Below are 12,192 nucleotides of genomic sequence, written 5' to 3' on the forward strand. Positions count from 1 at the left end.
GCCCGGGCCCACCCAGCCCGTCCGGCGATTGAGGACGAGGCCGTTCAGGCTGAAAGCGGGGTTCTGGGGGCGCAGCCCCCAGGAGCCCGGCCCGGACCAAGGTCAGGACAGCGGGGCGCCTCAGCGCCCGTTGAACGCGTCCTTCAACCGCGAGAAAAGCCCCTGCTGCCCCGGTTGAAACTGCCCTGTGGGCCGTTCCTCACCCCGCAGAACGGCCAGTTCGCGCAGCAACCTCTCCTGCTCGGCGTCGAGCTTGCTCGGAGTCATGACCTCGACGTGGACGATGAGGTCACCGCGTCCGCCGCCCCGCAGGTGCGTGACACCGCGCCCGTGCTTCGGGATCGACTGCCCGGACTGGGTGCCCGGACGGATGTCGACCTCTTCGAGCCCGTCGAGCGTCTCCAGCGGAACCTTCGTACCGAGCGCCGCCGCGGTCATCGGAATCGTGACCGTGACGTGCAGGTCGTCGCCGCGCCGTTGGAAGACGGCGTGCGGGAGTTCGTGGATCTCGACGTAGAGGTCGCCGGCGGGACCGCCACCGGGTCCGACCTCGCCCTCACCGGCGAGCTGGATCCGCGTGCCGTTGTCGACACCGGCCGGGATCTTCACGGTCAGGGTCCGCCGCGACCGTACGCGACCGTCGCCGGCGCACTCCGGGCACGGCGTCGGGACGACGGTCCCGAAGCCCTGGCACTGCGGGCACGGCCGGGACGTCATGACCTGGCCCAGGAAGGACCGCGTCACCTGGGACACCTCGCCGCGACCGCGGCACATGTCGCAGGTCTGCGCGGACGTACCCGGCGCGGCGCCCTCGCCGCTACAGGTGGTGCAGACGACAGCCGTGTCGACCTGGATGTCCTTCGTCGTACCGAAGGCGGCCTCGTCGAGCTCGATCTCCAGCCGGATCATCGCGTCCTGGCCGCGGCGCGTACGCGACCGCGGGCCACGCTGCGACGCCGTACCGAAGAACGCGTCCATGATGTCCGAGAAGTTCCCGAACCCGCCGGCGCCGAAGCCGCCCGCGCCTTGGCCGCCCGCCTGGGACAGCGGGTCGCCGCCGAGGTCGTAGACCTGCTTCTTCTGCGGGTCCGACAACACCTCGTAGGCGGCGTTGATCTCCTTGAAGCGCTCCTGCGTCTTCGGATCGGGATTCACGTCCGGATGCAGCTCGCGAGCGAGCCTCCGGAACGCCTTCTTGATCTCGTCCTGGGACGCATCGCGGCGCACGCCGAGTACGGCGTAGTAGTCCGTGGCCACTTACGACTCCGCCAGGATCTGTCCTACGTACCGTGCCACCGCTCGTACCGCTCCCATCGTTCCCGGGTAATCCATGCGGGTCGGTCCGACCACGCCTAGTTTTGCTACTGCCTCGCCGCCCGAACCGTAGCCGACCGAGACCACCGACGTGGAGTTGAGTCCCTCATGGGCGTTCTCGTGACCGATCCGTACAGCCATGCCCGAATCGTTGACCTCACCTAGGAGTTTGAGGAGCACGACCTGCTCCTCGAGTGCCTCCAGGACCGGACGGATGGTGAGGGGAAAGTCATGTCCGAAGCGGGTGAGATTGGCGGTTCCGCCGATCATCAGCCGCTCCTCGGTCTCCTCGACGAGTGTCTCCAGGAGAGTGGAGAGCACCGTCGCGACCGTACCCCTGTCCTCCGCCTCGAAGGCATCGGGCAGGTCCTGCACCAGCTGCGGGACGTCCGCGAAACGGCGGCCCGCGACCCGGCTGTTGAGCCGCGCGCGTAGATCCGCCAAAGACGCCTCCCCGAAGGGGGCCGGGCAGTCCACCATGCGCTGCTCGACCCGGCCGGTGTCCGTGATCAGTACGAGCATGACGCGGGCCGGGGCCAGCGACAGCAGCTCCACGTGACGCACGGTCGAGCGGGTGAGCGACGGGTACTGCACGACGGCGACCTGCCTGGTCAGCTGCGCGAGAAGCCGGACGGTCCGCCCCACCACGTCGTCGAGGTCGACGGCGCCGTCGAGGAAGTTCTGGATCGCCCGCCGCTCCGGCGCGGTCATCGGCTTGACGCCCGCGAGCTTGTCGACGAAGAGCCGGTAGCCCTTGTCCGTGGGGATGCGTCCGGCGCTGGTGTGCGGCTGGGCGATATAGCCCTCGTCCTCCAGCACAGCCATGTCATTACGAACCGTCGCCGGGGAGACACCGAGCCGGTGCCGCTCCGTGAGCGCCTTGGAGCCGACCGGCTCCTCCGTGCCCACGTAGTCCTGGACGATGGCGCGCAGCACCTCGAGCCTGCGTTCACTGAGCATCGCGCACACCTCCAGCTGGTTTTCCGGTGCTTCCCTGGTCTCCGCTTGGCACTCAGCGCGTGCGAGTGCCAGCACCCCCGCAGCAAGTGTACGGCCGGTAGGTACGACCCCGGCAAGGGCGGGCCTGCCATGTCGTGCCGACGTGTACGGGGCTGTCCCGCTCTGTCGGGAACCTCTGTCCGGAACCTGGGGATAGCGTCGTTGTATGAAGGTGACTTGGGAAGAGCCGGGGGCATGCTGAACGTGACGTGGGCGGAGTCCGGATGGGAGGAACTGGCCCCCCGCGTGGGGCGGTGCCGGCTTCCGGTGTGGGACTGCACGACCGGGCTGGTGGTGGGCGAGGACGCGGCGCTCATGATCGACGCGGGGTCGAGCGTGCGGGAGGGCGCGCGGCTGCGTACCGAGGCGCGGCGGTTGCTCGGGGGCGGGCGGGTCACCCACCTCGCGCTCACGCACCCGCACTTCGACCATGTCTTCGGTGCGGCGGCGTTCGCGGGGGTCGAGGTCTTCGGTGCGGTGGGGCTCGAGCGGGTGCTCGTCCACGAGCGGGAGGAGCTGCGCGCGGACGCCGTTCGCAACGGCGCCGATGCGCGCGAGGCGGCGGAGGCCGCGGATCTGCTCGTCCGGCCTCGGCACCTCGTCTCCGGCGAGTGGACGCTCGACCTGGGCGGCGGTCTGCAGGTCCTGCTGGCGAACGTCGGCCCCGGGCACACGAGCCACGACCTGGCGGTCCTCGTTCCTGGCGTCCCCGGAGTCCCCGATGTCCCGGGAGTCCCCGGAGTCCCGGGAACCCCGGGAACCCCGGGAGTGGGCTCGCCCGAGATCGTCTTCTGCGGTGACCTGGTCGAGGAGTCCGGCGAGCCCCAGGCCGGGCCCGACGCCGTACCGTCGCACTGGCCCGCGGCCCTGGACCGGCTGCTCGAGCTGGGCGGCGAGGACGCGGTGTACGTGCCCGGGCACGGGGCCGCGGTGAACGCGGCGTTCGTCCGGGCCCAACGGGACGCGCTGGCACGGCGTTTCGGCGTGTCGCAAGGGCCGCGGTAGTACCTGGCCGGGCCCTTCTCCTATCGTCATCCGAATGCGCCAGTACTCACCGGACCTGACCCCTCCGTGGAAGAAACCCAAGCCCGTGCCCGAGGTCGCGGCGGAGCCGGGCCTCGTCGTCGAGGAACCCGGAACCGGCTTCTGCGGCGCCGTGATCCGCTGCGAGGCGGGCACGGTCACCCTGGAGGACCGCTTCGGCAAGCACCGGGTGTTCCCGCTGGAGCCCCGCGGCTTCCTCCTTGAGGGGCGTGTGGTGACTCTGGTGCGCCCGTCCGCCGCTCCGGTACGCCCCACTCGTACGGCATCCGGATCGGTCGCCGTGCCCGGGGCTCGCGCCCGGGTCGCCAGAGCCGGCCGGATCTATGTCGAAGGCCGCCACGACGCCGAGCTGGTGGAGCGGGTCTGGGGTGACGACCTCCGTATCGAGGGGGTCGTCGTCGAGTACCTGGAGGGCATCGACGACCTGCCCGCCATCGTCGACGACTTCGGTCCGGGGGCGGACGCGCGGTTGGGAGTCCTCGTCGACCATCTCGTCCCAGGCACGAAGGAGTCCCGCATCGCGGCCTCGGTGACGAGCGAGTACGCGCTTGTCGTGGGCCATCCGTACATCGACGTCTGGGAGGCGGTGAAGCCGGCGTCCGTGGGCATTCCGGCGTGGCCCCGCGTTCCGCGCGGCCAGGACTGGAAGACGGGCGTCTGCCGGGCTCTGGGCTGGCCGGAGAACACGGGGGCGGCGTGGGAGCGGATCCTTGGCTCCGTGCGCTCTTACCGGGACCTGGAGCCGGAGCTTCTGGGGCGGGTGGAGGAGTTGATCGACTTCGTCACGATGGCGGAGTGAGGGTGGACGGTGGTTTTCGCCCTCGCCGCCCCTACCCGTCCCATCCCTGGGGGCTGCGCCCCCAGACCCCCCTTTCGGCCTGTACGGCCTCGTCCCCAAACTCCCCCACTCTCGGCTTCGCTCGAGCGGGGGGATCCCCACGACGGGCTAGTGATTCAGCCCCTCCGGCGTTTGAGGAGCGGGGGTCCAGGGGGCTGGCCCCCTGGCGGGGTCTGGGGGGCGGAGCCCCAGGGATGGGACGGGTAGGGGCGGCGGGGGCGAAAAACCCTCAGTCCACCAGATCCCGCACCACCCCGTCCGCAAGCAGCCGCCCCCGCAGGGTGAGGACGCCGCGCCCGTCCTCGTACGGCCCGGGCTGAAGGAGCCCCTCGGACAGGGCACGCCGGGAGGCCGCGAGGCCGTCCGCGTGCAGCAGGGACAGCGGAACCCCCTCCAGGAGCCGCAGCTCCAAGAGGATGCGCTCCACCCGCCGGTCCTCCTCCGACAGGAGCTCGCGTCCCGCCCCGGGCGACCGTCCGGAGGACAGCGCCGCCGCGTACGCCCCCGGATGCTTGACGTTCCACCACCGCACACCCCCCACGTGGCTGTGGGCCCCGGGCCCGGCGCCCCACCAGTCGGCACCGCGCCAGTACAGCTCGTTGTGGAGGCAGCGCCCGGCGGCGGACGTGGCCCAGTTTGAGACCTCGTACCAGGAGAAACCCGCCGCGGAAAGGCGGTCCTCCGCGATCAGATACCGGTCCGCGTGAACGTCGTCGTCCGTCATCGGGACCTCGCCGCGCCGGATCCGCCGGGCGAGCTGCGTGCCCTCCTCGACGATCAGCGCGTACGCCGAGACGTGGTCGGGCCCGGCGCCGATCGCGGCGTCGAGCGAGGCCCGCCAGTCCTCGTCCGACTCCCCAGGCGTACCGTAGATCAGGTCGAGGTTGACGTGGTCGAAACCGGCCGCGCGGGCCTCGGCGACGCAGGCCTCGGGCCGACCCGGGGTGTGTGTGCGGTCCAGCACCTTCAGGACGTGCCGGCGCGCGCTCTGCATCCCGAAGGAGACCCGGTTGAAGCCGCCGGCCCGGAGAGTGGCCAGATACGCCGGGTCCACGGACTCCGGATTCGCCTCGGTCGTGACCTCCGCGTCGTCCGCGAGCCCGAACTCGTCCCGGATCGCCCCCAGCATCCGTACGAGATCGTCGGCGGGCAGCAGCGTGGGCGTTCCGCCGCCGACGAAGACCGTGCGGACGGGGCGCGGGTCGTCGCCCAGGACCTTGCGGGCCAGCCGGATCTCGTCGATCAGGGTCGCGGCGTAGTTGTCGCGGGAGGCGAGCACGCCCCCCGAGCCCCGCAGCTCCGTCGCCGTGTACGTGTTGAAGTCGCAGTAGCCGCAGCGTGTCGCGCAGTACGGGACGTGGAGATAGAACCCGAGCGGACGATCGGCCGCGCCGGCCAGGGCGTGCGCGGGCAGCGCCCCGTCGTCGGGGACGGGCTCGCCGTCGGGGAGTGCGGAAGGCATGCGTTCCATTGTCCAGCACCCCGAGGATTGCCCGACCCGCTGCTCAGCGGACTGGCCGAACCCTCTGCTCAGCACGTCCGGAGCCCCCGCTCAGCCCACCCGGGGCCCCCGGTCGGCACACCCGCCGCTCCCTACTCCGCCTGCAGCACCAGCAGCGCGAGATCGTCATCCGGCGGCCGCCCGCCGAACTCGTGCACCAGCCGTCGGATGCGCTCGGCGATCAGCTCGGCGCTGAGGCCCGCGCAGCCGGCGAGGGCGGCGGCGAGGCCCTCGTCGTCGTCGAACTGGCGGTGCCCGCTGCGGCGCTCCGTCACGCCGTCCGTTACGCAGAGGAGGCTGTCGCCGGGGCGCAGATCGAAGGTTCCGCAGGTGTAGGTCGCGTCCTCGAAGACGCCCAGGAGGGTCTGCGGCTGGGCCACCTCGCCGACCTTCCCGCAGGGCTCCAGGAGGAGTGGGAGCGGATGCCCGGCGGAGGCGACCGTGCAGTGCACACCGCCCTCGACGGGCACCAGCTCGCCGTAGAGGAGGGAGAGGAAGCGGTTCTGGGGTCCCTCGTCGGCGAGCCCCTGGCCGCCCGCGGCGACCAGGGCCCGGGCCGCCGCGTCCGAGGCCTCGGTGGCGTCGTCGAGGAGCAGCTGGTTGAGGCGGTCCAGGACGTCGGGCACCTCGTACCCCTCGCGGGCGAGCAGCCGCAGCCAGGGCCGGGCGAGCCCGATGACCACGGCGGCCTCGGGGCCCTTGCCCTGTACGTCGCCGAGGGCGAAGCACCAGCGTCCGTCCCCGGCGGGGAACAGGTCGTAGAAGTCGCCGCTCGGTCCGCCCTTGTCGCACGGCTCGTACACGAGGGCGCTGCGCACCCCGGGGATCTCGGCGACCGCTCCGGGCAGCAGTCCGCGCTGCAGTACGCGGCTGATGGTGGCCTGACGCGCGTACTGCCGGGCCGCTCCGATGGCGAGCGCGACCCGGCGGCTGAGGTCCTCGACGAGCCCCGTGATCTCGTCGGGGTAGCGGTCAAGACCGGCCCGCCCGATGACGAGGGTGCCGAGCGGCCTGCCGCCCGCGATCAGCCGGTACGCGAGTGCCGCCCCGTTGGCCGCGCGCGGACCGAGTGCCTCGGCGGGCCAGGGCACGGGGACGGGTCCGGAGCGTGCCGATTCGGACAGCTCGGGCGGGTCCTTCTCGAGGAGCCGGCGCAGTTCCTCGATGCGGTTCTCGCTGCCGTGCCAGACACGGGCGAGCCGCGGGCCGCCGAAGACGCCTCCGTCGGAGCGGCCCGGCGCCTCGTCCTCCAGCCACACCGCGCACCAGTCGGCGAGCCGCGGCACGAGCAGCTGTCCGGTGAGCGCGGCCACCAGGTCCTCGTCGAGCTGCCCGGCGAGCAGGTCGGAGGCCTCGGCGAGGAAGGAGAGGGCGCCGCGGCTGCGCCAGTCCTGGTCCTGCGCGCTGGGCCTGGGCGCGGGAGCGAGGATCTCGGCCGCCCGCTGTCCGCGCCGCAGGGCGTGCTCTCCGTCGTACGCCTCCGGCTCCTCGGCTACCGCGACCCCTTCGACGGGCAGCCGGGCCCAGACGGTCTTGGTGCCGGTGCGGTAGGTGATGCCCCAGGCGTCGGAAAGCGCGCAGACGAGCCGCAGACCGCGGCCGTACTCGACGGTGTCGTGCGGGGGCTCGGCGCCGTCGTCGCGTACGACGCGTGCGGGGTGATGGTCGGAGACCTCTATGACGAGGCCGCCGGAACCACTGGACCCGCCGGACCCACTGGATCCAGCAGACCCGCCGGAACCATCTGGCCCATTGGACCCACCGGACCCAGCGGACCCGCCGGAACCATCAGGCCCGTTGGATCCACCGGGCCCACCGGACCTGTCGTCCAATGCGGCCGACCTGTCGTCGGCCGAGGCGGTTCCGAAGTCGGCCGGGGCAGCCCCTGAGGGCACCGGGGCGGCTGCCGAGTGGGCCGGGCAGGCCGACGGGATGTTCTCCGTGCAGCTGTCGAGCCGGCACAGCAGTTCCACGTCCGTGCCGGCGTGCACGACCGCGTTGGTGACGAGTTCGCTGACGACCACCATGGCGTCACCGACGAGGACGTCGGTGACCAACTCGGCGCCGGGCAGGGCGAGTTCGATCCACTCGGCGAGCGCGGCGCGGACGAACCGGCGGGCGGCGGCCGAAGCGAGAGGGTTGCCCGGCAATGACGTACGCGCCACCGCGTGCGGGGGCCCGGACGCCCCAGGAGCACGGGCCATGGACTCCCGTTGCGTCGGTATTGCCCCCACTGTGCGGCTCCCTGAGCAGATCGGACGATTACACCTCAGCGGATGCGGACAGAGTGACAGACTGGCTGGGCCCATAAGCGCCGAGTTACCGAAGTGGGCCGCCATGAGTGATGACAGTGCTACGCATGTGCTCGAAGACGGACAGATTCGGGCATCAGATCTGCGTCCTCTGCTCGCTGCCCTGATCGCCGCCCGGGACGGTGACTTCTCGAAGGTGCCGGAGTCGGGCCATGGCCTGGCCGCCGAGCTCGGCACGGTGTTCAACCAGATCATGGACCGCAGCCTGCACTTCAACTCGGAGGTGCAGCGCGTCCGTCGGGACCTCGTTCGCCACGGCCGGCTGGACGAGCGGATCTCCGCCAGCCCCGGCCAGGGCCACTGGGCGAACAGGGTCAACGACGTCAACCAGCTGCTCGACGCCCTGGTGGCGCCGGCCGCCAACGCGACACGCGTCCTCGACGCGGTGGCCGGCGGCGATCTGACCCAGCGGGTGGACCTGCACGACGGCAACCGTCAGCTCCGGGGCGATTTGCGCCGGTTGGGGCGTGCCGTCAACAAGATGGTCGACCAGCTGTCGCTCTTCACGGGTGAAGTGACGCGGGTGGCCCGCGAGGTCGGCACCGAGGGGCGGCTGGGCGGTCGCGCCAAGGTGACAGGCCTCTCCGGGAGTTGGCGGGACGTGACCGAGGCGGTCAACACGATGGCGTCCCGGCTGACCGCCCAGGTCCGCGACATCGCCCTGGTGACCACGGCGGTGGCGCGCGGCGACCTGACCCGCACGGTGACGGTCGAGGCGACCGGCGAGCTGCTCGAACTCAAACTGACCGTGAACACGATGGTCGACCAGCTCTCCGCCTTCGCCGACGAGGTGACCCGGGTGGCCCGCGAGGTCGGCACGGAGGGCCAGTTGGGCGGCCGTGCACAGGTGCGCGGCGTGTCCGGGGTCTGGAAAGACCTCACCGACAACGTCAACTTCATGGCGTCGAACCTGACCAGCCAGGTCCGCAACATCGCCCAGGTCACCACGGCCGTCGCCAACGGCGACCTGAGCCAGAAGATCACGGTCGACGCCCAGGGCGAGATCCTCGAACTCAAGTCGACCATCAACACGATGGTCGACCAGCTGTCGGCGTTCGCGGACGAGGTGACCCGCGTGGCCCGTGAGGTCGGCACCGAGGGAAACCTGGGCGGTCGTGCCCAGGTACGCGGCGTGTCGGGCGTCTGGAAGGACCTCACCGACAACGTCAACTTCATGGCGGACAACCTGACTTCACAGGTCCGCAACATCGCCCTCGTCTCCACGGCCGTCGCCCAGGGCGACCTCGGCAAGAAGATCACGGTCGAGGCGAAGGGCGAGATCCTGGAGCTGAAGTCGACCATCAACACGATGGTGGACCAGCTGTCGGCGTTCGCGGACGAGGTCACGCGCGTGGCCCGCGAGGTCGGCACCGAAGGAAACCTCGGCGGTCAGGCCCAGGTACGCGGCGTGTCGGGCGTCTGGAAGGACCTCACCGACAACGTCAACTTCATGGCGCTGAACCTGACTTCACAGGTCCGGAACATCGCACAGGTGACGACGGCGGTCGCGAACGGCGATCTGTCCAAGAAGATCACCGTTGACGCCCGCGGCGAGATCCTGGAGCTGAAGGACACCGTCAACACGATGGTGGACCAGCTGCGCGCCTTCGCCGACGAGGTGACCCGCGTCGCCCGCGAGGTCGGCACGGACGGCCGACTGGGCGGCCGCGCCCAGGTGCTGGGTGTCTCCGGGGTCTGGAAGGACCTCACCGACAACGTCAACTACATGGCGGACAACCTGACTTCACAGGTGCGGAACATCGCGCAGGTCGCCACCGCCGTGGCCCAGGGCGACCTCTCCAAGAAGATCGACGTGGACGCGCGCGGCGAGATCCTGGAGCTGAAGACCACCATCAACACGATGGTCGACACGCTGTCGTCCTTCTCCTCCGAGGTCACGCGCGTGGCCCGCGAGGTGGGTTCCGAGGGTCAACTGGGCGGCCAGGCACGGGTGGAGGGCGTGTACGGCACCTGGAAGCGCCTGACGACGAACGTGAACGAGCTCGCCTCCAACCTCACCACCCAGGTCCGCGCGATCGCCGAGGTGGCGTCCGCGGTGGCCCAGGGCGACATGTCCCGCTCCATCTCGGTGGAGACGCGCGGCGAGGTCACCGAGCTGAAGGACAACATCAACCTGATGGTGTCCAACCTCCGCGAGACCACGCGCGCGAAGGACTGGCTGGAGTCGAACCTGGCCCGCCTCGCCGCGCTCATGCAGGGCCACCGCGACCTGATGGAGGTCGCCGACCTGCTCCTGCGCGAGCTGACTCCGCTGGTGAACGCGCAGTACGGCGCGTTCTTCCTGGCCGAACCGGAGGAGGACGGCGCCTCGACGCACACGGCCGTGCCCGCCAAGGGACTCGCCTTCATCGCCGGGTACGGATCGGCCCAGGGCGCGACCGTCGACACGGGCGCCATGCCGGTCCACGGCCTCGTGCGGCAGGCCGCCCGCGAGAAGAAGCGGATCCTCGTCGAGGAGGCCCCACCGGACTACATCAAGATCAACAGCGGTCTGGGGGAGGCGGCCCCGTCCAGCGTCGTCATCATCCCGATCCTCTTCGAGGACAAACTCCTCGGCGTGATCGAGCTGGCGTCCTTCTCCCGCTTCTCCGACGTACACCTCGCGTTCTTCGACCAGTTCGTGAACACCATCGCCGTCGCGATCAACACCATCATCGCCAACTCCCGTACGGAGTCACTGCTCGGCCAGTCCCAGCAGCTGGCCACCCAGCTCCAGGAACGATCCGACGAACTCCAGCGCCAGCAAGCCGAGTTGCAGCGCTCGAACGCCGAACTGGAGGAGAAGGCGGCGCTGTTGGCGACGTCGTCGCAGTACAAGTCGGAGTTCCTGGCGAACATGTCGCACGAGCTGCGTACGCCGCTGAACTCGCTGCTGATCCTGGCCCGGCTGCTCTCCGACAACCCGGACGGCCATCTCTCCGATCAGGAGGTGCAGTTCGCGACCACCATCCACCGATCGGGGTCGGACCTTCTCCAACTCATCAACGACATCCTCGACCTGTCGAAGATCGAGGCCGGCCGGATGGACGTACGCCCGAAGAAGCTGCCGCTGATCAAGGTGCTCGACTACGTGCACGCCACGTTCCGGCCGCTCACGCTGGACCGGGGGCTCGCCTTCGAGGTGTCGGTCGGCGAGGACGTACCGCGCGAGATGTACTCGGACGAGCAGCGGCTCCAGCAGATCCTGCGCAACCTGCTCTCCAACGCGATCAAGTTCACCGCGGCGGGCCGGGTCGAGCTGCGGGTCAACCGCGTCAAGGACCCCGACCACGTCTACACCCGGGAGAACAGCGACGACGTGATCGCCTTCGCGGTCGCCGACACCGGCATCGGCATCGCCGCCGAGAAACTCCCGGTGATCTTCGAGGCGTTCCAGCAGGCCGACGGCACGACGAACCGCAAATACGGCGGTACGGGCCTCGGCCTGTCCATCAGCCGGGAGATCGCGGGCCTGCTGGGCGGCCGCATCATCGCCGAGAGCGTGCCTGGCAGCGGCTCCACGTTCACGCTGTACGTCCCGGTCATCAGCCCCGGGCACTCGGCGACCGGGGCGGAGGGACGGCCGCTGCCGGTGCCCGACCTGCCGTCCTCCGAACCGTTCACCGTCCACGACCAGGACGACAGCTGGCCCGCGCCCACCAAGCTGGAGGCGTGGCAGTCCGGGCGGGCGGGCCAAGTGCTGCCCGGGCGCCGGGTGTTGATCGTGGACGACGACATCCGCAACGTGTTCGCGCTCACCCACGTACTGGGCCGGGTCGGGATGCCCGTCCTGTACGCGGAGAACGGGCGCGAGGGCATCGAGACGCTGGAGCGCAATCCCGACGTCGAACTCGTCCTGATGGACATCATGATGCCGGAGATGGACGGCTACGAGACCATCGCCGCCATCCGCCGCACCCCGCGCTGGACCGGCCTTCCCATCGTCGCCCTCACCGCCAAGGCGATGCCGGGCGACCGCGAGAAGTCCATCGCGCGCGGTGCGAACGACTACGTACCCAAGCCGGTGGACGTCGATCAACTGCTGACCGTCGTCTGTGGGCTCCTGGACCCCGAGAGTACGGACACCGACGAGCCGGAAGGCTCCGTCGGATCCGCTGTTCCGGGACTCGACTCAGCACAGGAGTCCGCTGTACCGCCGACGACCGAGTGAGGCAATCAATCAC

At 70.5% G+C, this 12,192-nt stretch carries 7 protein-coding genes; 3 read left to right on the plus strand and 4 right to left on the minus strand.

The window, feature by feature from the left end:
• Positions 1-120 precede the first annotated feature (120 nt).
• Positions 121-1,257 carry a molecular chaperone DnaJ gene (gene dnaJ, locus ACTWQR_RS42990; RefSeq protein WP_443232726.1) on the minus strand — a complete coding sequence of 379 codons (1,137 nt, stop codon included), beginning with the start codon at positions 1,255-1,257 and terminating at the stop codon, positions 121-123.
• The gene (gene hrcA / locus ACTWQR_RS42995; RefSeq protein WP_443232727.1) at positions 1,258-2,274 is read right to left on the minus strand and encodes a heat-inducible transcriptional repressor HrcA; all 1,017 of its coding nucleotides are present in this window, start codon (positions 2,272-2,274) and stop codon (positions 1,258-1,260) included. It lies immediately after the preceding gene.
• A gap of 237 nt (positions 2,275-2,511) precedes the next feature.
• Between hrcA and ACTWQR_RS43000 the strand changes: the two genes are divergently transcribed.
• Both ACTWQR_RS43000 and ACTWQR_RS43005 read left to right on the plus strand, forming a co-directional pair.
• Entirely contained in the window at positions 2,512-3,318 is an 807-nt protein-coding gene (locus ACTWQR_RS43000) for an MBL fold metallo-hydrolase (RefSeq protein ID WP_443232749.1), read from the plus strand.
• A 34-nt stretch (positions 3,319-3,352) separates the two neighbouring features.
• The gene (locus tag ACTWQR_RS43005) at positions 3,353-4,156 is read left to right on the plus strand and encodes a DUF3097 domain-containing protein (protein ID WP_443232728.1); all 804 of its coding nucleotides are present in this window, start codon (positions 3,353-3,355) and stop codon (positions 4,154-4,156) included.
• 268 nt (positions 4,157-4,424) lie between these two features.
• Here the strand turns inward: ACTWQR_RS43005 and hemW are convergent, their stop codons facing one another.
• Positions 4,425-5,657 carry a radical SAM family heme chaperone HemW gene (gene hemW, locus ACTWQR_RS43010; protein WP_443232729.1) on the minus strand — a complete coding sequence of 411 codons (1,233 nt, stop codon included), beginning with the start codon at positions 5,655-5,657 and terminating at the stop codon, positions 4,425-4,427.
• A gap of 131 nt (positions 5,658-5,788) precedes the next feature.
• Positions 5,789-7,900, minus strand: a complete 2,112-nt coding sequence (locus ACTWQR_RS43015) for a SpoIIE family protein phosphatase (RefSeq protein ID WP_443232730.1) — start codon at positions 7,898-7,900, stop codon at positions 5,789-5,791.
• 133 nt (positions 7,901-8,033) lie between these two features.
• On the opposite strand from ACTWQR_RS43015, the gene ACTWQR_RS43020 reads away from it, so the two are divergent.
• Positions 8,034-12,179 carry a HAMP domain-containing protein gene (locus ACTWQR_RS43020; protein ID WP_443232731.1) on the plus strand — a complete coding sequence of 1,382 codons (4,146 nt, stop codon included), beginning with the start codon at positions 8,034-8,036 and terminating at the stop codon, positions 12,177-12,179.
• Positions 12,180-12,192 lie beyond the last annotated feature (13 nt).

Source organism: Streptomyces sp. 2A115 (assembly GCF_052245575.1).
GTDB lineage: Bacteria > Actinomycetota > Actinomycetes > Streptomycetales > Streptomycetaceae > Streptomyces.